We start from the raw sequence: 17,837 nt of genomic DNA, 5'->3' as shown, positions 1-17,837 counted from the left end.
GCGGGGCATTTTCCAGGCTCTGCCCCATGTCGCCGGTCCTATTCGTGCTTTTTCGCCTGTTTGGCAAGGGGGTGATGCGTCTGAACCAGTTGCTGCAGCCGTTCCTCGAGGACATGCGTGTAGATCTGTGTGGTCGAAATGTCCGAATGACCGAGGAGTTCCTGAACGACGCGAAGATCCGCGCCGTTGGCAAGCAGATGGCTGGCGAAGGCGTGGCGCATCACGTGCGGTGAGATCATCGACGGCGTTAGCCCGGCACGGATCGCGAGGCTCTTCAGGTCTCGGGCAAAAACCTGGCGGGGCAGATACCCTTCCTTGGACGCTGCTGGAAAAAGCCAGGGACTATCGACCGGATCCTTTGCTTTCGCATGCTCTTCGGAAAGCGACCGGCCGTAGGCCTTGAGTGCTGCGACAGCGGATTGCGATAGCGGCACGAGCCGCTCCTTGTTGCCTTTACCGCGAATGATCAGGAAGCGGCCCTCCTGGTCGAGAACGCGCGCCGGTAGCGAAACGAGCTCGCTTACGCGCATCCCCGTCGCATAAAGCAACTCCAGCAGCGCCAGCATCCGTCTCCGCTGCAATTGGCCCTGCGCAGGATCGTTGGCTTCCGCTTCGGCCTGGCTCAATAGCCGCGTCACGTCATCGACGCCCATCGTCTTTGGCAGCGAGCGCGCCTTTTTCGGAGCATCGAGAACACCGGTCGGGTCATCGACCCGCAGCCCCTCGGCATACAGGAATTTGTAGAATTGCCGCATGGCGGCCAACCGGCGAGCTTGGGACGACGGCTTGAAGCCCTGCTTTGCAAGCGAGGAAAGGTAGGCCGCGAGGTCGGCGGAGGCGGCCTCCGTCAATCGCACGCTTTTACCGTTCAGGAATGCGTGGAGATCGTCCAGATCGCGTTCGTAGGATTGCAGCGTGTTCGCAGCCGCGCCGCGCTCCGCACTCATCATCTCCAGAAACGCTTCCACGTGGGCGCGGCTCAGATCCCTCATCGGATCACTTCTTCGCCGGTTTTATCGCGCCTGTCGCCGGCGGATTGATCCTCTCCGATGGAATGCGGATCGTCACGTCGCGCGGTTGCGGCTCGACGAAGGTGACGAGCGCGACCATGCCGCCGTAGATCGCCCCGGCGATCAGCGCCAGGACAGCCAGCAAACGGAAAAGGGTCGGCATTTTCGCAACTCCATGAACTCTGCCTCTTTTATGAAGAAGCGGGTTTACGTGCAAGAAGCGGCTTTCCAAGCATGTTTCCCGTGCCTGCGACTTGACGCTACACCTGCATTTGTCGATACCGTTTGCAAACAAAGTGTGAATGGACCGATGAGTGACCCAGTTCTGAAAGCCGGAGATAGCCTGAAAGACAGAGCTCGCGCCGCGCTTCGTTCACGCAATCTGATCCTCGTCGGTCTGATGGGCGCGGGCAAATCATCCATAGGCCGCATTGTCGCCCACCAGCTCGGTATTCCTTTCGTCGACAGTGACAACGAAATCGAGCGCGTTTCGCGCATGACGATCTCCGAGCTTTTCGCAGCTTACGGCGAAGAGGAATTTCGGGCGCTGGAAACACGGGTGATGAAGCGGCTCTTGAAGAACGGCCCGCGTGTCGTCTCGACCGGCGGGGGCGCTTTCATCAACAGCAGAACGCGCAAGCATATCAAGAAGAGCGGCTTGTCGATCTGGCTGAAAGCCGATCTCGATGTGCTCTGGGAGCGCGTCAACAAGCGCGACACACGTCCGCTTTTGAAGACCGAGAATCCAAAGCAGACACTCGAAAACCTGATGAATGCGCGGTACCCGGTCTATGCCGAGGCCGACGTCACGGTGTTGTCGCGCGATGTTCGCAAGGAAGTCATGGCCGATGAGGTGCTCAAGGCCGTGATTGAAGCCCAAACCGAAAGTGCAGTTCCATGAATGCGATCTCCTCCGCTTCCGCCGAACGGAAAGTCCACGTGCCGCTCGGCGACCGCGCCTATGATATTCTGATCGGGCCAGGCATCATCTCCCGCGCCGGTGCGGAAATCGCATCGCGTCTGAAGGGGCGCAAGGCTGCGATCATCACCGACCAGAACGTCGCGCCGCTTTATCTCGAGACGCTGGTCAAGAGTCTCGAAGGCGCAGGCATTGCACCTGCGCAGCTCGTGCTGCCGGCTGGCGAAAAGACGAAGAGCTTCGAGCACCTGATCACCGTCTGCGACCGGGTCCTGGAAGCGCGCGTCGAGCGGAATGATTGCGTCATCGCCCTTGGCGGCGGTGTCATTGGCGATCTTGCCGGCTTTGCCGCCGGCATCGTGCGCCGGGGCGTGCGTTTCGTGCAGGTGCCGACGTCGCTGCTCTCGCAGGTGGACTCTTCCGTGGGCGGCAAGACCGGGATCAACAGCCGCCACGGCAAGAACCTCATCGGTGTTTTTCACCAGCCGGATCTGGTACTTGCCGATACGGACGTTCTGAACTCCCTCAGCGCGCGTGAATTCCGGGCCGGCTATGCCGAAGTGGCGAAATATGGCCTCATCGACAAGCCGGAATTTTTCGCCTGGCTTGAAGCGAACTGGAAAGCAGTCTTTGCTGGCGGTGCCGCGCGCATCGAGGCGATTGCCGCGAGCTGCCAGGCCAAATCCGATGTCGTGGTAGCCGACGAGCGGGAAAACGGGCCGCGCGCGCTCCTCAATCTCGGCCACACGTTCGGACACGCGCTCGAAGCCGCGACGGCTTATGACAGCGCGCGCCTCGTCCACGGCGAAGGCGTTTCGATCGGCATGGTTCTCGCGCACGAATTTTCCGCGCGCATGAACCTGGCAAGCCCCGATGACGCCAAGCGCGTTGAAAGCCACCTGAAAGAGGTTGGATTGCCGACGCGCATGTCCGACATTCCGGGTTCTCTTCCGCCGGCGGAAAAGCTTCTCGATGCAATGGCGCAGGACAAGAAAGTGAAGAACGGAAAGTTCACCTTCATCCTCACTCACGGCATAGGTCAGTCGTTCATCGCCGATGACGTGCCGGCTTCCGAAGTGTTGATTTTTCTCAAGGAAAAACACCCGCAATGATGCTCGAAGGCGCGCTGGCATTTCTTTCGGTTTACTGGCCGGAAATCCTTTCCATCGTGGCCTTGGTGCTCATATCAGCTTTCTTTGCTGGCTCGGAGACTGCGCTGACGGCGGTTTCGCGCAGCCGAATGCATACGCTCGAGGCAAACGGAGAGGTGCGCGCCGGACTTGTGCGCCTGCTGATCGAACGCCGCGACCGGCTGATCGGCGCGCTGCTGATTGGCAACAACCTCGCAAACATCCTCGCTTCCTCTCTGGCGACCAGCGTGTTTCTCAGTCTTTTCGGCACGTCCGGGGTGGCGATCGCAACGCTTGCGATGACCATCGTCCTCGTCGTTTTCGCCGAGGTGCTGCCGAAGAGCTGGGCTATTTCAGCGCCGGATCGCTTCGCGCTCACCGCAGCTTTTCCGATAAGGCTTTTCGTCGCGGTCGTGGGTCCGGTTTCGTCTTTCATCAACGGATTCGTTCGCCGGATTCTGGCGGTCTTCGGCATCAATCTTTCACGCGAAACTTCGATGTTGACGGCGCATGAAGAGTTGCGCGGCACGGTCGATCTCCTGCATCGCGAGGGATCGGTGGTGAAGGCGGACCGCGACCGCCTCGGCGGTGTCCTCGATCTCAGCCAGCTCGAAGTTTCCGACGTCATGGTCCACCGGATGGCGATGCGGGCGATCAATGCCGACGACGCGCCGGAGGTGGTGATCCGCACCATACTCGAGAGCCCCTACACCCGCATGCCGCTGTGGCGGGGGGCAATCGACAACATCGTCGGCGTCGTACACGCCAAGGACCTGCTGCGAGCGTTGGCCGAGCCGGACGTCGCGCCGGTGAACCTCGATATCATCAAAATAGCGCAGAAGCCGTGGTTCGTGCCGGACAGCACCAATCTCGAAGACCAGTTGAATGCGTTTCTTCGTCGCAGGCAGCATTTCGCCGTCGTCGTCGACGAATATGGCGAGGTGCAGGGCATCGTGACGCTCGAAGACATCCTCGAGGAAATCGTCGGCGATATTTCCGATGAACACGACATTGATATGCAGGGCGTTCGCCAGGAATCGGACGGGTCGATCGTTGTCGATGGCAGCGTTCCGATCCGCGACCTGAACCGCGCGCTCGATTGGCAACTGCCGGACGAGGAAGCGACGACCATTGCCGGCCTCGTCATCCATGAATCGATGACGATTCCCGAAGAGCGGCAGGCTTTTACCTTCTACGGCAAACGTTTCATCGTAATGCGGCGGGAAAAAAACCGCATTACCAAGTTGCGTATTCGTCCCGCCGGAGAGGACGAGATCAAGCCGGTGTGATCCAGCCAGATGCGGGCGATGATCCTCCTTTGTAAAAGGAGGGCAAAAGCCTATATAATGCAGGTGTTCCGCTACCAGCGGGTCACTTCGCCGGGTGCGGCGGGTTCGACGGCGAGGGCATGCAGCCCGGCGTCCAGCTCCGGTTTCAGCAGTTCGGTAATAGCCCGGTGACGGGCGAGCCTGGTCATTCCTGCAAATTTGGCCGAAACGATGCGCACCCGCATGTGCGTTTCGCCCATGCCTGTGATATCCGGCTGGTGGCCGGCATGCAGGTGGCTTTCGTTGATGACGTCAAGGCGTTCAGGGGCGAAAGCCTCGGTCAGTTTTGCTTCGATGCGGGTCTGGAGAGTCACGATTTCGTCCGGTTGGTTGGCAAAAAAGGGGTTCCCACCAAGCCAGCAACAATCGTGTTTGTCAATTCTTGTTGTCGCCTCTTCGGAGGCTCATAATTAGCGCCGCCATGAGACTTGATTCCAAATATTTCGATCGCATCCGCACCCGCCGCAAACGCGAGCAGGAAACCGAACAGGCTCCTCCGACCTGTCAGTGGGACGGCTGTGACAAGAAAGGCGCGCATCGCGCACCCGTCGGACGCAACGCCGAAGGGCAGTTCTTTCTTTTCTGCTTCGAGCACGTCAAGGAATACAACAAGGGCTACAACTATTTTTCCGGTCTCTCCGACGGCGAAATCGCGCGCTATCAGAAAGAAGCGATTACCGGCCATCGTCCGACCTGGACCGTCGGTGTCAACAAGGCCGCCAAGAACAGCCCGCTGCATTCCGATCTCCGCTCGGGTTCCTACCGCGTGCGCGATCCCTTCGGTTTCGTCAACGGCACCAAGGGCAGCGGACCGCGTTTTCCCGAACAGCGCAAGCTGAAAAGCCTGGAAGCCAAGGCTTTCGACACGATGGGCCTTGCCGCCAGCGCGACCTCCTCGGAGATCAAGAGCCGCTATAAGGAGCTGGTCAAAAAGCATCATCCCGACGCTAATGGCGGAGACCGCGGTTCGGAAGACCGTTTCCGCGCTGTCATTCAGGCCTATCAATTGTTGAAGCAGAACGGTTTTTGTTAATTCCTGTCCTTGCTCTCCGCCTTCAATCGGGTATGGTCCAAGTCGGCTGAGGCCGCAGGCAACCGCGGCAGGAATCTGTGCGGTTTGCCAACCCGCCTTCGCCAACCTTCCGGACGCGGCGTTTCTTGTCCGGGACTCAGTTCCAGAATGCTCGCACGCGGTCATTATCCCGCCGAGGTTTCGCTTCAGTCCCGGAGAAGTATCGCCGAGTTCCCACCTGAACGGCGCGGAACAAAGCTGCGGCGTCATGGTCGTGAGATGGCCTGAGATAGTATGGCCGGGTGGAAGCACCCGCCTTGGAGACATGATGAGCAAGATAGACCTTGATATTTCCGAGCTTCCCGATACCACCGTTTCGGTCAGGGAGGTCTTCGGGATCGATTCCGATATTCGCGTTCCGGCCTACAGCAAGGGTGACGCCTACGTTCCCGACCTCGACCCGGATTACCTTTTCGACCGCGAGACGACGCTCGCCATTCTCGCCGGTTTTGCTCATAACCGGCGCGTCATGATCTCCGGCTATCACGGCACGGGTAAATCCTCTCACATCGAGCAAGTCGCTACCCGCCTCAACTGGCCCTGCGTGCGTATCAACCTCGATAGCCACGTCAGCCGTATCGATCTCGTCGGCAAGGACGCGATCGTCGTCAAGGACGGACTGCAGGTCACCGAGTTCAAGGATGGTATCCTGCCCTGGGCCTATCAGCACAATGTTGCGCTCGTCTTCGACGAATACGATGCCGGCCGCCCGGACGTGATGTTCGTCATCCAGCGCGTGCTGGAATCTTCGGGCCGCCTGACGCTGCTCGACCAGAGCCGGGTTATCCGTCCGCATCCCGCTTTCCGCCTGTTTGCGACGGCAAACACGATCGGTCTCGGCGACACGACGGGCCTCTACCACGGCACGCAGCAGATTAACCAGGCGCAGATGGACCGCTGGTCGATCGTGACTACGCTGAACTACCTGCCGCACGATCACGAAGTGAACATCGTCGCCTCCAAGGTAAAGAGCTTCGGGAAGGACAAGAACGGCCGCGAGACCGTTTCCAAGATGGTTCGGGTTGCCGATCTGACGCGTGCCTCGTTCATGAACGGCGATCTCTCGACCGTCATGAGCCCGCGTACGGTCATCACCTGGGCCGAGAACGCGGAGATCTTCGGTGATCTCGCCTTTGCCTTCCGCGTGACCTTCCTCAATAAGTGCGACGAACTTGAGCGTCCGCTGGTTGCCGAACACTATCAGCGCGCCTTCGGGGTCGAGCTCAAGGAAAGCGCAGCCAACATCGTGCTGGAGGCCTGAGGCCGGTCGATCATGGCATCTCGTGGTGACAATTCCAAAGCAAGGCCGAGCGGCCCGGTCGACGTCGAGCCCTTGCGGCGTGCGATAACTGGCTGCGTCCGGGCGATTGCGGGCGACGGCGAAGTCGAAGTAACCTTCGCCAACGAACGCCCCGGCATGACGGCCGAGCGCATTCGTCTGCCGGAGCTTTCCAAGCGGCCGACCGCGCACGAACTGGCGGTGACCCGCGGCCTGGGCGATTCCATGGCGCTTCGGCTCGCCTGTCATGATGAGAAAATGCATGCCACAATGGCGCCGCAGGGCGCTGATGCGCGTGCGGTGTTCGACGCCGTCGAGCAGGCGCGGGTCGAATCGATCGGAACGCTGCGGATGCAGGGCATGGCGGCCAACCTGCGCTCAATGACTGAGGAGAAATACGCCAAGGCGAATTTCACCGGTATCGAGCGGCAGGAAGATGCGCCGATCGGCGAAGCCGTCGCCATGATGGTGCGTGAGAAGCTGACCGGCCAGAAACCGCCGGCTTCCGCAGGGAAGGTGCTCGATCTGTGGCGCTCCTTCATCGAGGAGAAGGCTGGTTCGGAACTCGACAACCTGTCTGATGTCATCAACGACCAGCAGGCCTTTTCCAAGGCCATCCGTAACATGCTGTCGGCGATGGAAATGGCCGAGCAATACGGCGAAGACGACAACGAGCCGGATGCCGACGACCAGTCGGATCAGCAAGACCAACCGAACGGCGACGAACCGGATCAAGACGAGGTCGATGATGATGCCGGCACCGACGCGGCTCCAGTCGAAGATAGCGAAGTCGCCGACGAGCAGATGGAAGACGGCGAAACCGAAGGCGCCGAGATCTCCGACGATGACATGATGGAGGAGGGCGAGGACGATTCGGAGACGCCCGGCGAGACGCGCCGGCCAAACACGCCCTTTGCCGATTTCAACGAGAAGGTCGATTATCACGTCTTCACCGAAGAATTCGACGAGATCATCACCGCCGAAGAGCTCTGCGACGCTGCCGAACTGGAGCGCCTGCGCGCCTTCCTCGACAAGCAGCTGGCGCATTTGCAGGGCGCCGTTGGCCGCCTGGCCAACCGCCTGCAGCGCCGGTTGATGGCGCAGCAGAACCGCTCATGGGATTTCGATCTGGAGGAGGGCTATCTGGATACGGCCCGCCTGCAGCGCATCATCATCGATCCGATGCAGCCGCTCTCCTTCAAGATGGAGCGGGATACGCAATTCCGGGATACGGTCGTGACGTTGCTGATCGACAATTCCGGCTCCATGCGCGGGCGGCCGATCACGGTGGCGGCGACGTGCGCCGATATTCTTGCCCGCACGCTGGAGCGCTGCGGCGTCAAGGTCGAGATCCTTGGCTTTACAACCAAGGCCTGGAAGGGCGGTCAGGCCCGTGAGACCTGGCTCGCCGGCGGCAAGCCGCAGACACCCGGCCGTCTCAATGACTTGCGTCACATCATCTACAAATCCGCTGACGCGCCGTGGCGCCGCGCGCGCACCAATCTCGGGCTGATGATGCGCGAGGGTCTGCTCAAGGAAAATATTGACGGCGAGGCGCTGATCTGGGCGCACAACCGCCTTCTCGCCCGGCGCGAACAGCGCCGCATTCTGATGATGATCTCGGACGGCGCGCCGGTCGATGATTCCACGCTGTCGGTCAATCCGGGCAATTATCTCGAACGTCACCTGCGAGCTGTCATCGAGCAGATCGAAACCCGTTCGCCGGTCGAGCTGCTTGCTATCGGCATCGGCCACGATGTGACGCGCTACTATCGCCGCGCCGTCACAATCGTCGATGCGGATGAGCTCGCAGGCGCGATGACCGAGCAGCTTGCTTCGCTCTTCGAGGACCAGGCATCGCAGCCGCAGGCCGGCCGCCTGCGACGCGCAAGCTGATTGCCGCAGGAAAACGGCTTGATGCTCCGTCTCTCCTGCGTGGCTTTGCTTACTCTCTGTCTCGCGGCGGATGCTTCAGGCGCATTTGCGGTCGATAAGACTGAGATCAGCAGTCGTGCCATCTCGACGTTCAAGATCGGCTCCAGCGAGACGAAGTTTGGACCGCTGGAATTTCTTGGCGGGCTGGAAATGGTATCGGGCGACCGGCTGTTCGGCTCCTGGTCGTCGATCCGTTTCAGGCCGGACCAGAAGCATTTCGTCGGCGTGCTGGATACCGGTCACTGGCTGACCGGCAGCATCGAGCGTGATCCGCAGGGCAGGCTCTCCGGTCTGTCGGGCGTTGAAATCACGCCCATGAAGAATGGGACCGGGCAGACTTTCGAAGGCAAGGGACACATGGACGCCGAGGGCCTCGCGCTGAGGGGCGACCAGGTTCTGGCTTCCTTCGAGCAGGATCACCGGGTCGAGACCTACCCCGATCCCGGCTTCGAGAACTCGCCGTCATTAGGTTCGATCCCGCTCCTCGTGCCGACAAGATTGTTGCGGCCCGGCCGTGGCTTCGAGACGATGGCGGTGGCACCGCCTGATAGCCCGCTGAAAGGTGCGATCGTCATCATTTCCGAAGAGAGCCGGGATAAGCAGGGCAACGTCTACGGCGCGATCCTCGATGGGCCGCTAAAGGGGCGCTTTTCGGTGATCCGCAAGGACGACTTCGATCCGACGGATGGCGCCTTTTTGCCGGATGGCGATCTCCTGCTTCTGGAGCGGCGTTTCAACATCGCCGAAGGCATCGGAATGCGTATCCGGCGTATCGGCGCAGGAGAGATCAAGCCGGGCGCCATGGCCGACGGCGAAGTCTTGCTGACAGCCGATTTCGGCTATCAGATCGACAATATGGAAGGCCTGGACACCTTTCAGGCGCCGGACGGCACCACTCATGTGATCGTTGTTTCCGATGACAACCACTCCATTCTGGAGCGGAACCTCATGCTGGAATTCCGTCTCACGGAATAGCAGACCTACTCGAAAGCGGCCGTTGGCGATGATCTTACGCGCGCCACCTGCATCGGCCGCAATGTGTTCATGAGAGCGCTGTAGGGCAGCAGCATCACAAGGCCCATGATCATCTTCACCGAGAAGTCGCTGATTGCCCAGGAACTCCAGCGAGGCGCCTGAGCGGCAAATGCCCCGAGGATCGGAGCCGGCTCCAGCGCAAACGGCTCATTCGGGCCGAGGAAGACAAAGAAAGCGGCAAACGCAAAGGAGAAGAAGATCGCCGTATCAAGGGCCGAACCAATCAGCGAGCCGACGAGCGGCGCGCGCCACCAGGTCTGGCGACGGAGGCGATTGAAGACGGCTATATCGAGCAGCTGGCCTGCGAGATAAGCGGAGCCTGAGGCGATTGCAATGCGCGGCACTGCCGTGAAGAAGGACAGCCCGACACCGACGACGAAGCCGGCGAATACGACCTTTCGTGCGGCCTGAGGGCCGAACTGACGATTTGTCAAATCGGTGATCAGAAAGGCGACCGGGTAGCTGAACGCGCCCCAGGTTAGGATGTCGGCAAGGTTGACGCCGGCAACCTCGGCGTTCAGCGGAAACTGGACGAGGAAGTTGGAGGCGACGACCACCAAAGTCATCAGAGCGATATAAGCGAGCGTATAGCGGGTCTTCAGCATTTTTTTATCCTGGGTGATGCCACCAGTTGGAGCGATAGCTAGGCAAAACAAAAGGCTTGTCCGGCGTCAGCCGTGCAAGCCTTTTGAAGCGGTATGAGAGAAGGTGTCGAAGCTTATGCGGCTTCGGCGGTCTTCTTAACGATCTGGCGGCGCAGCAGACGCGCGCGCATCGACAGTTCGTTTTCACTTGCTTTCAGCAGGAAGGAGTCGAGGCCACCGCGATGCTCGACCGAACGAAGAGCAGCAGCCGAAACGCGCAGACGGTAACGCTGGCCGAGAGCGTCAGAGATCAGCGTAACCTGGCACAGGTTCGGCAGGAACCGGCGCTTGGTCTTGTTGTTAGCATGGCTGACATTGTTGCCAACGAGGACGGCCTTGCCGGTCAATTCGCACACGCGAGACATTGGACACCTATTCTTGTTTTTCTCGCCATCGGCTTGCAATCCCCGGCAAAACCGGGTCAGCAATCCAACAGGCCATAATTGGAAAGTTGCGGTTCTATAGTCAGAGCGGCCGCCCGCGTCAAGCCAAACGTTGGCCTTTCCCGCGATTCTGTCAAAAAGCTTGTGTTTGCTTACACACGAGGCAGGAGTATAGACTCTCTATGCGGGGCAAATCCGCCCCAAAAAAGGCTCTCGTCATGGTTCATCTGGGCAAGCGAATTTTCGTATTGTCAATTGCAGCACTGATGTCCGTCCCGGCCACTGCAAGCGAGATCCGCCATCGCACGGAATACAAGGTTGCTCTGGGAATTCTGCCGATTGCGCGTGCCGCTTTCGTTACCCAGATCGAGGACGATCACAGCTACCAGGTTTCCGGAGATATCAGTTCCGCAGGGCTTGCCGATCTCGTGACGAAGATTGCTGCAAAGACTACCGTCACCGGAGTGATCCGCGACGATCGCCTGCAGGCGCAGCGCTATTACCTCTACTACAAGAGCGGCAAGCGCGCGCGTACCTACGAAGTCCGGTACAGAAACGGCAATATCGTCTCCACCACGGTCAGGCCGGAACGGCGCCCGCCGAAGAATTGGATCGATGTCAAACCGGGAGACATGCGCTCCGTGCTCGACCCCATCTCAGGCTTGATCTTCCCTGGCGACGCGAAGCTTTGCTCGCAGCGGCTGCCGATCTATGACGGTGAGATGCGCATGGACCTCGTGCTTTCGCCGAAGCGATCAGAGGATTTCACGACGAACGGATTCTCGGGCAAGGCAACGGTCTGCGGCGTGCGTTTCGTGCCGAGGTCGGGATACAGGAAGGGCCGCAAGGATATCGACTATCTGAGCAGAAGCGGCGCCATGGAAATCTGGTTTGCAAAGGCGCAGGCCGCCAATGTATATGCTCCGGTTTATGTCCGCATTCCGACGCAATACGGAATGGTGACGATTACCGCTGTGAAATACGGCGTAAGCTGACGGAGCTGGTCCTCCGTGAAGGGGGACAGGTGAAGCTTCGGGCGACATTGATCGGATTCACGGCCATTCTGATGTGGTCGTTTCTGGCACTCTTCACCGCTGCGTCCGGCAAGATGCCGCCGTTTCAGCTTTCGGCGATCTGCTTTGCAATCGGCAGCATTCCGGGCATGGTGGTGATGATCCTCAACCCATCCCGCATTGCGCTGCTGAAGCAACCTGCAAAGGTCTGGCTCATCGGCATTGCCGGCCTCTTCGGCTATCACTTCCTGTATTTCACGGCGCTTCGCAATGCGCCGGCGGTCGAGGCTGGATTGATCGCCTATCTCTGGCCCCTGCTCATCGTCGTCGGCTCAGCACTGCTGCCGGGCGAAAAGCTGCGCTGGTATCATGTGGCGGGTGCGCTTGCCGGGCTCTGCGGCACGTTTCTCATTGTCGGTCGAAACGGGATTGATTTCGATGGCGCCTATGCGGTCGGCTACGGTGCAGCTCTCCTCTGTGCCTTCACCTGGTCCGGCTACTCGCTGCTGACGCGGCGTTTCGATGCGGTTTCGACGGATGTCGTCACCGGCTTTTGCCTTGCGACCTCGATCCTGTCGCTCATCTGTCACCTCGGGCTTGAGACGACGGTCTGGCCGGAAACCGCTACGCAATGGGTCGCGGTCGCCGGTCTCGGGCTTTTCCCCGTCGGGGCCGCCTTCTATGCTTGGGATTTCGGCGTCAAGAACGGCGATATTCAGATTCTCGGTGCTGCAAGCTATGCCGCCCCGTTGCTGTCGACGCTGAACCTTACGCTTTTCGGCTTTGCCGAGCCGAGCTGGCGCATCGCGATCGCTTGTGTCCTGGTGACCGGCGGTGCCGTTCTCGCCGCACAGGAGATGTTCCGGCGCAAGGGCGCCGCGGAGCAGCCCGCGGCCGCCGAGTAGTTTGCGGCCTGACCCTAGCCTCCGGGTTTCCAATCCGGCGGAGCCATTTCGAATTTCGAGAATTCGAAGCCGGGCGCTACCGTGCAGCCAACGAGCGTGTAATCGCCAAGCGTTTCAGCGGATTGCCACCAGTTCGCAGGAATGATCGCCTGCGGCCGTTCGCCGTTGAGGATGTCGATGCCAAGCCTCAAGGTTTCGCTCGTCATGCCGTCTTGCGACCGGTGGAGCGCCAGAGGAGCGCCCGTATAGTAGTGCCAGACCTCTGCCGCATCGTGGACACGATGCCAGTGCGAGCGTTGCCCCGCCTTCAGCAGGTAATAGATTGCCGTGGAGTGGCCGCGGTCTCCGCCATTGCCATCACGAAACGTCTGCACATACCAGCCGCCTTCGGGATGGGGATGCATCGAAAGCGCCTGGATGATCTGGTCGGGCGACATTCAGAAATGATCCTTGCGGCTGCGGATTTCCGCGAAGACTTCCTCATTCGTCCGGCCTTCCATCAGAAGGTTGCGGCGGATCGCAGGATCCGCGGCGCGTAGGAACGGGTTGGTTTCCTTCTCCAGCGCCAGCGTCGTCGGGATCGTGAACTTGCCTTCGGCGCGCAGCGCTTCGATCTCTGCCGCGCGGCTCTTCAGACGCTCGTTGTCCGGATCGATCGTGAGCGCGAAGCGGGCGTTCGACAGCGTGTATTCATGGCCGAAATAGACTGCCGTCTCATCCGGCAGGACAGCCAGTTTCTGGAGCGAGTGCCACATATCTGCGGCGGGACGCTCAAAGAGGCGGCCGCAGCCGAGCGCAAAGAGGGTGTCGGCGGCAAAAAGCAGCTTATCGTCAACGAAATGGTAGCAGATGTGACCGGCGGTATGGCCTGGGGTTTCGATGACGTTGACCGTATGGCCGCCGAACAGGAAGCTGTCGCCATCGGCCATGGTCTTGTCCAGGCCGGGAATGGCGATGGCCTCGTTGACCGGGCCGATGATCTCGCAGCCGAACTGCTCCTTCAGTGGCAAATTGCCTTCCACGTGGTCGGTGTGGTGATGGGTGGTGAGAATGTGCGAGATCTTCCATCCACGCCGCTTGGCCGCGGCTGTCACGGCTGCCTCTTCCGGCGCGTCGATCGACGCCGTCAGGCCCGTCTCCGCATCATGCACGAGGACGCCGAAATTGTCGGATCGGCACGGAAAAACTTCTAATTCCAAAGGTTTCATCGTCTAAAGGGCCTCTTTCCCACGGATATGCCCGGAATGTAGAGACTTCGACCTTGAAGTCCAACTGCCCGCTGATAACATTTGTCGCGATGCACATGGATATTGTCGATCTGCGCCAGTTCTACCACTCCGAGCTCGGTCGCTTTGCCGAGCAGTCGATAGCCATGGCGCTGTCGTCGCTTTGGGTGCGGCTGCCGCAGGAGCGGCTCGTGGGCATAGGCTATGCCGTTCCGTTTCTTGATCGGTTCTGTACGGATACGGAGCGCACGTTTGCCTTCATGCCTGCCGGCCAAGGCGCCGTGAACTGGCCCATGGGGTCGCTGTCATCGACCGCCCTCATCTTCGACGAGGAATTGCCGCTTCCCGATTCTTCCATCGATCGTGTGCTGATGGTTCATTCGCTGGAATTTGCCGAAAGTCCACGGGAGACGTTGAAGGAACTCTGGCGGGTGCTTGCTCCCGGCGGCCGCCTTGTGATCGTCGTTCCGAACCGGCGCGGTGTCTGGGCGCGGATGGAGCATACGCCTTTCGGCTCCGGCCGCCCGTATTCGCGCGGCCAGCTTACGAACCTGCTGCGCGAGACAAACTTCACTCCTGGGGCCACCGCGGAAGCGCTGTTCTTCCCGCCCTCGAAGCTTCGTGCGGTTCTTAGTCTTCGGCGCGGTTTCGAGCGCGTCGGCCGCGCGCTCTGGCCGGCCTTTTCCGGCGTCATCGTCGTCGAGGCGCAGAAGCGGCTCTATCAGGGCCTGCCGGTCGCTGCCCGCGCGTCACGCCGCGTCTTCGTTCCGGTTCTTGCCCCTCATGGCGTTCCGACGACGCGCAGCCGCTAAGTCTCACTCGACAAAGGCCGCTTTCCGCTTTATTGCCACAGGGCAATTTCCAGCCGGTATTCCGGCATTTTTCCAAGGTCGACCCCATGAGCGTTGAGAAGAGCAAGCCCGTTCCGCGTCCCGGTATCCTGGATATCGCAGCCTACGTGCCGGGCAAGGAGCACGCGCCAGGTGTCGCCCGCGTCTACAAGCTCTCGTCCAACGAAACGCCGCTCGGCGCGAGCCCGAAGGCAATCGAGGCCTTCCGTGCGGCTGCCGGCCATCTCGAACGCTATCCGGACGGCCAGGCGATCGCGTTGCGCGAGGCGATCGCCGCCGTTCATGGTCTCAACCCGGCTAACATCATGTGCGGCAACGGCTCGGACGAGCTGCTCGGCCTGCTTTGCCACGTCTATCTCGGCCCCGGCGACGAAGGGATCATCACCGAGCACGGCTTTCTCGTCTACAAGATCCAGATCATGTGCGCGGGTGCGACGCCCATCGTGGTGAAGGAGAAGGATCACACCGTCGATGTCGATGCGATCCTTGCTGCCGTGACGGAGAAGACGAAGATCGTCTTCATCGCTAATCCCGGCAATCCGACCGGTACCTATATCCCGGTCAGCGAAATCCGCCGGCTGCAGGCCGGGCTGCCGAAGCATGTCATTCTGGTGCTCGATTCGGCCTATGCCGAATATGTCCGCCGCAACGACTATGAAGCCGGCATCGAGATCGTGTCATCCAATGCGAACGTTGTCATGACCCGCACCTTCTCGAAGGTCTATGGTCTTGCCGCGCTCCGTGTCGGCTGGATGTACGCCCCGGCCGACATCATCGACGCCGTCAATCGCGTCCGTGGCCCGTTCAACATGAACGCCCCGGCCATTGCCGCCGGCGCCGCAGCTATCCGCGATCAGGCCTTCGTCCAGGAAGCGGTCTCGTTCAACCAGATGTGGATCGAGAAGCTTACTTCAGCGCTCGAAACGATCGGTTTCAAGGTCACGCCATCGGTTACCAACTTCGTTCTCATCCATTTCCCGGATGTCGACGGCAAGCGCGCTGCTGACGCTGACAATTTCCTGACGAGCCGGGGTTATATCCTGCGTGCGGTGCGTAGCTACGGCTTCCCCAATTCGCTGCGCATGAGCGTCGGTCCCGAAGAGGCTAATCGCGGCGTCATCGAAGCGCTCGGCGAATTCATGGGACGCCGCGCATGACAGTCCAGTTCGATCGTATCGCGCTGATTGGCATCGGCTTGATCGGCTCCTCGCTTGCCCATGACATCAAGCGGCTGGGTATTGCCAATGAAGTGGTAATCGCCACGCGCAGCGCTGAAACGTTGAAGCGCGCCGAGGAACTGCAGCTCGGCACTCGCTATACGACGTCGGCGGCCGAGGCTGCCAGGGATGCCGATCTCGTCATCGTCTCCGTGCCGGTCGGCGCGTCCGGGAGTGTTGCCAAGGAAATCGCAGGAAGCCTCAAGCCGGGCGCGATCGTCACCGACGTCGGATCCACCAAGGCGTCGGTCATCGCGCAGATGCAGCCGCATATGCCGCCGCACGTGCACTTTATCCCCGGCCATCCGCTGGCCGGTACGGAGAAATCCGGTCCCGACGCCGGCTTCCCCGGCCTTTTCGAAGGCCGCTGGTGCATCTTCACGCCGATTGCTGGCACGGATGAAGCTGCGGTGAAAAAGCTCCGCACATTCTGGGAAAGCCTTGGTTCCAAGGTCGATGAGATGGATGCCGAGCACCACGACAAGGTGCTGGCCATCGTCTCGCACCTTCCGCACATCATCGCCTACAATATTGTTGGTACGGCCGACGATCTGGAAACCGTGACGGAATCGGAAGTCATCAAATATTCCGCGTCGGGCTTCCGCGATTTCACGCGCCTTGCCGCCTCCGACCCGACGATGTGGCGTGACGTCTGCCTGCACAACAAGGACGCCATCCTCGAAATGCTGTCGCGTTTTTCCGAAGACCTTGCCTACCTGCAGCGGGCGATCCGGTGGGGCGAGGGCGACAAGCTTTTCGAACTCTTCAGCCGCACGCGCGCCGTTCGCCGTTCGATCATCCAGGCCGGACAGGATGTGGATACGCCGGACTTCGGCCGCCCGCACCTGCAAGAGCAGAAGAAGAGCTGAGCCTCAGATCGGCGGAATAGCGCCGAGCGGGATGAAACCGCCGACCGTGGCTAGGCCATGTTTGACGACGAGATCGACTGAAACCCTGTCCCCGCCGATTGCGAGCGCCTTCAGAAGCTTGGCAGCTGTATCGACAGTATCGGCGACCTCCGGGAAGGCCTTCTTCATGCTGTCGCGCCAGGGTCCCAGTTTCTCGATTTCGAGCTTGAACTTGCCAGACAGAAAGCCTTGTTCGTCGAAGGAGAACGGGCCGGTCAACGTCATCACCCGGCCGTTGCCGATGTCGGCCACGACCTTGCGCAGCTCTCCGCTCGCCCCGTAAAGCCCTTGCTGGTCACTGCCGTCGATCATGCCCGCCTTGCCCGCGAGTGTGAGATCGGCGCTCGCGGAAAACTGCGGGAAGACCTGCGGCCAGTCCTTGATGACCGCATTTGCATCCTGAAAGGAAATCGCGCCATCGAGATCGCCGGCATTCTGGCGCAGATGCACTTCGGTGCGAGCGGCATCGACATCGATCGTCTGCCCTGTCTGGGAGGAGACGGCAGTCGCCTTCAGGCCTTCGATGACCGTCGAGCTGCGGTCGACGCCTTGCAGCTTTGTGACGAGACTGGATTGTAAGTTTGCCCACTGTGCGGAGATCGAAAGGCCGTTTGCCGTGCGGATTTCGGCCGGTGAATCGAGCTCCCAAACGATGTGGCCCGGCGCGTAAACCTGTGCCGCGGAGCGAAGCTCGCCAAAGGAAGCGGAGACACCGTTCATTTTGTCATCCACATCGACTTTCGAGCAAAAGAGGCCGATGCGGAACGGATAGCCGCGAAAATCGATATCATCGCATTCGCCGCTGACCCCGGCTGTCGTGCGCGGTGCGATTGCTCTCAGCACCGTCTCCTTGAGCTGACCAGCTGCATAGAACCAGCCACCGGTATAGATCGCGATGAAGAGAACGATGCCCAAGCCGAGCAACCAGAATTTTCTGCTGCTGCCGGATTGGCTTGACGCTGCCATGATGCTTCTCCAATGG

The 17,837-nt window shown here is 60.4% G+C and carries 20 protein-coding genes; 12 read left to right on the top strand and 8 right to left on the bottom strand.

The annotated features are described in order from the left end of the window. Positions 1-38: 38 nt before the first annotated feature. Entirely contained in the window at positions 39-992 is a 954-nt protein-coding gene (gene xerD / locus HGP14_RS25390; protein WP_168832643.1) for a site-specific tyrosine recombinase XerD, read from the bottom strand. A gap of 4 nt (positions 993-996) precedes the next feature. Continuing rightward, positions 997-1,173 carry a hypothetical protein gene (locus tag HGP14_RS25385; protein ID WP_168832642.1) on the bottom strand — a complete coding sequence of 59 codons (177 nt, stop codon included), beginning with the start codon at positions 1,171-1,173 and terminating at the stop codon, positions 997-999. A 147-nt stretch (positions 1,174-1,320) separates the two neighbouring features. On the opposite strand from HGP14_RS25385, the gene HGP14_RS25380 reads away from it, so the two are divergent. The 3 genes from HGP14_RS25380 to HGP14_RS25370 are packed head-to-tail and all read left to right on the top strand — an operon-like array spanning position 1,321 to position 4,348. Further along, entirely contained in the window at positions 1,321-1,911 is a 591-nt protein-coding gene (locus HGP14_RS25380; protein WP_168832641.1) for a shikimate kinase, read from the top strand. Next, positions 1,908-3,041: a 3-dehydroquinate synthase gene (aroB, locus tag HGP14_RS25375; protein WP_168832640.1), complete on the top strand. Its 1,134-nt coding sequence runs from the start codon at positions 1,908-1,910 to the stop codon at positions 3,039-3,041. Before HGP14_RS25380 ends, aroB begins: the two co-directional genes overlap by 4 nt. Further along, complete coding sequence (locus HGP14_RS25370; protein WP_168832639.1) at positions 3,038-4,348, top strand: HlyC/CorC family transporter; 1,311 nt, start codon at positions 3,038-3,040, stop codon at positions 4,346-4,348. The genes aroB and HGP14_RS25370 overlap by 4 nt, the downstream gene beginning before the upstream one ends. 71 nt (positions 4,349-4,419) lie before the next feature. Here HGP14_RS25370 and HGP14_RS25365 read toward each other — a convergent pair whose 3' ends face one another. Next, positions 4,420-4,704: a BolA family protein gene (locus HGP14_RS25365; protein WP_312862183.1), complete on the bottom strand. Its 285-nt coding sequence runs from the start codon at positions 4,702-4,704 to the stop codon at positions 4,420-4,422. Positions 4,705-4,808: 104 nt separating this feature from the next. Between HGP14_RS25365 and HGP14_RS25360 the strand changes: the two genes are divergently transcribed. From HGP14_RS25360 to HGP14_RS25345, 4 genes are all read left to right on the top strand, one after another. After that, the gene (locus tag HGP14_RS25360) at positions 4,809-5,420 is read left to right on the top strand and encodes a J domain-containing protein (protein ID WP_168832637.1); all 612 of its coding nucleotides are present in this window, start codon (positions 4,809-4,811) and stop codon (positions 5,418-5,420) included. A gap of 307 nt (positions 5,421-5,727) precedes the next feature. Further along, a complete protein-coding gene (cobS, locus tag HGP14_RS25355) occupies positions 5,728-6,720 on the top strand; it encodes a cobaltochelatase subunit CobS (RefSeq protein WP_168832636.1) in 993 nt (330 codons plus the stop codon). A 12-nt stretch (positions 6,721-6,732) separates the two neighbouring features. Then, on the top strand, positions 6,733-8,634 hold the full coding sequence (gene cobT, locus HGP14_RS25350) for a cobaltochelatase subunit CobT (RefSeq protein WP_168832635.1): 1,902 nt from the start codon (positions 6,733-6,735) through the stop codon (positions 8,632-8,634). Positions 8,635-8,655: 21 nt separating this feature from the next. Continuing rightward, positions 8,656-9,648 (top strand): esterase-like activity of phytase family protein, encoded by a 993-nt coding sequence (locus tag HGP14_RS25345; protein ID WP_168832634.1) that lies wholly within the window; start codon positions 8,656-8,658, stop codon positions 9,646-9,648. Positions 9,649-9,653: 5 nt separating this feature from the next. Here the strand turns inward: HGP14_RS25345 and HGP14_RS25340 are convergent, their stop codons facing one another. Together HGP14_RS25340 and rpmB are read right to left on the bottom strand one after the other, a co-directional pair. Further along, positions 9,654-10,313, bottom strand: coding sequence for a VUT family protein (locus tag HGP14_RS25340; RefSeq protein ID WP_168832633.1), 660 nt, complete (start codon positions 10,311-10,313; stop codon positions 9,654-9,656). A 113-nt stretch (positions 10,314-10,426) separates the two neighbouring features. Beyond that, complete coding sequence (rpmB, locus tag HGP14_RS25335) at positions 10,427-10,717, bottom strand: 50S ribosomal protein L28 (RefSeq protein ID WP_168832632.1); 291 nt, start codon at positions 10,715-10,717, stop codon at positions 10,427-10,429. A gap of 236 nt (positions 10,718-10,953) precedes the next feature. Here rpmB and HGP14_RS25330 point away from each other — a divergent pair, with 236 nt between their 5' ends. Then, the gene (locus tag HGP14_RS25330; protein WP_168832706.1) at positions 10,954-11,730 is read left to right on the top strand and encodes a DUF3108 domain-containing protein; all 777 of its coding nucleotides are present in this window, start codon (positions 10,954-10,956) and stop codon (positions 11,728-11,730) included. 29 nt (positions 11,731-11,759) lie between these two features. Further along, complete coding sequence (locus HGP14_RS25325; RefSeq protein WP_168832631.1) at positions 11,760-12,653, top strand: DMT family transporter; 894 nt, start codon at positions 11,760-11,762, stop codon at positions 12,651-12,653. A gap of 14 nt (positions 12,654-12,667) precedes the next feature. On the opposite strand, the gene HGP14_RS25320 is transcribed toward HGP14_RS25325, so the two are convergent. Further along, positions 12,668-13,090 (bottom strand): cupin domain-containing protein, encoded by a 423-nt coding sequence (locus HGP14_RS25320; RefSeq protein WP_168832630.1) that lies wholly within the window; start codon positions 13,088-13,090, stop codon positions 12,668-12,670. Then, the gene (gloB, locus tag HGP14_RS25315) at positions 13,091-13,861 is read right to left on the bottom strand and encodes a hydroxyacylglutathione hydrolase (RefSeq protein ID WP_168832629.1); all 771 of its coding nucleotides are present in this window, start codon (positions 13,859-13,861) and stop codon (positions 13,091-13,093) included. It abuts the gene before it with no gap. Positions 13,862-13,914: 53 nt separating this feature from the next. Between gloB and HGP14_RS25310 the strand changes: the two genes are divergently transcribed. The 3 genes from HGP14_RS25310 (at position 13,915) to HGP14_RS25300 (ending at position 16,816) form a co-directional block, all read left to right on the top strand. Continuing rightward, complete coding sequence (locus HGP14_RS25310) at positions 13,915-14,691, top strand: class I SAM-dependent methyltransferase (protein ID WP_168832628.1); 777 nt, start codon at positions 13,915-13,917, stop codon at positions 14,689-14,691. Positions 14,692-14,777: 86 nt separating this feature from the next. Beyond that, positions 14,778-15,887 carry a histidinol-phosphate transaminase gene (hisC, locus tag HGP14_RS25305; protein WP_168832627.1) on the top strand — a complete coding sequence of 370 codons (1,110 nt, stop codon included), beginning with the start codon at positions 14,778-14,780 and terminating at the stop codon, positions 15,885-15,887. Then, positions 15,884-16,816 carry a prephenate/arogenate dehydrogenase family protein gene (locus HGP14_RS25300; protein ID WP_168832626.1) on the top strand — a complete coding sequence of 311 codons (933 nt, stop codon included), beginning with the start codon at positions 15,884-15,886 and terminating at the stop codon, positions 16,814-16,816. Before hisC ends, HGP14_RS25300 begins: the two co-directional genes overlap by 4 nt. A gap of 3 nt (positions 16,817-16,819) precedes the next feature. Here HGP14_RS25300 and HGP14_RS25295 read toward each other — a convergent pair whose 3' ends face one another. Then, the gene (locus tag HGP14_RS25295) at positions 16,820-17,821 is read right to left on the bottom strand and encodes a DUF2125 domain-containing protein (RefSeq protein WP_168832625.1); all 1,002 of its coding nucleotides are present in this window, start codon (positions 17,819-17,821) and stop codon (positions 16,820-16,822) included. Positions 17,822-17,837: the final 16 nt, after the last annotated feature.

The sequence above is a fragment of the Rhizobium sp. P32RR-XVIII genome (genome assembly GCF_012641395.1).
Classification (GTDB): domain Bacteria; phylum Pseudomonadota; class Alphaproteobacteria; order Rhizobiales; family Rhizobiaceae; genus Rhizobium.
The sequence above is the reverse complement of the archived record's forward strand: the minus strand, read 5'-3'. Positions and strand labels throughout refer to the sequence as shown.

Bases quoted from the DNA above. Each gene is read 5' to 3' on its own strand.
- xerD (WP_168832643.1), bottom strand. From the start codon at position 992: ATGAGGGATCTGAGCCGCGCCCACGTGGAAGCGTTTCTGGAGATGATG.
- HGP14_RS25385 (WP_168832642.1), bottom strand. From the start codon at position 1,173: ATGCCGACCCTTTTCCGTTTGCTGGCTGTCCTGGCGCTGATCGCCGGG.
- HGP14_RS25380 (WP_168832641.1), top strand. From the start codon at position 1,321: ATGAGTGACCCAGTTCTGAAAGCCGGAGATAGCCTGAAAGACAGAGCT.
- aroB (WP_168832640.1), top strand. From the start codon at position 1,908: ATGAATGCGATCTCCTCCGCTTCCGCCGAACGGAAAGTCCACGTGCCG.
- HGP14_RS25370 (WP_168832639.1), top strand. From the start codon at position 3,038: ATGATGCTCGAAGGCGCGCTGGCATTTCTTTCGGTTTACTGGCCGGAA.
- HGP14_RS25360 (WP_168832637.1), top strand. From the start codon at position 4,809: ATGAGACTTGATTCCAAATATTTCGATCGCATCCGCACCCGCCGCAAA.
- cobS (WP_168832636.1), top strand. From the start codon at position 5,728: ATGAGCAAGATAGACCTTGATATTTCCGAGCTTCCCGATACCACCGTT.
- cobT (WP_168832635.1), top strand. From the start codon at position 6,733: ATGGCATCTCGTGGTGACAATTCCAAAGCAAGGCCGAGCGGCCCGGTC.
- HGP14_RS25345 (WP_168832634.1), top strand. From the start codon at position 8,656: ATGCTCCGTCTCTCCTGCGTGGCTTTGCTTACTCTCTGTCTCGCGGCG.
- HGP14_RS25340 (WP_168832633.1), bottom strand. From the start codon at position 10,313: ATGCTGAAGACCCGCTATACGCTCGCTTATATCGCTCTGATGACTTTG.
- rpmB (WP_168832632.1), bottom strand. From the start codon at position 10,717: ATGTCTCGCGTGTGCGAATTGACCGGCAAGGCCGTCCTCGTTGGCAAC.
- HGP14_RS25330 (WP_168832706.1), top strand. From the start codon at position 10,954: ATGGTTCATCTGGGCAAGCGAATTTTCGTATTGTCAATTGCAGCACTG.
- HGP14_RS25320 (WP_168832630.1), bottom strand. From the start codon at position 13,090: ATGTCGCCCGACCAGATCATCCAGGCGCTTTCGATGCATCCCCATCCC.
- gloB (WP_168832629.1), bottom strand. From the start codon at position 13,861: ATGAAACCTTTGGAATTAGAAGTTTTTCCGTGCCGATCCGACAATTTC.
- hisC (WP_168832627.1), top strand. From the start codon at position 14,778: ATGAGCGTTGAGAAGAGCAAGCCCGTTCCGCGTCCCGGTATCCTGGAT.
- HGP14_RS25300 (WP_168832626.1), top strand. From the start codon at position 15,884: ATGACAGTCCAGTTCGATCGTATCGCGCTGATTGGCATCGGCTTGATC.
- HGP14_RS25295 (WP_168832625.1), bottom strand. From the start codon at position 17,821: ATGGCAGCGTCAAGCCAATCCGGCAGCAGCAGAAAATTCTGGTTGCTC.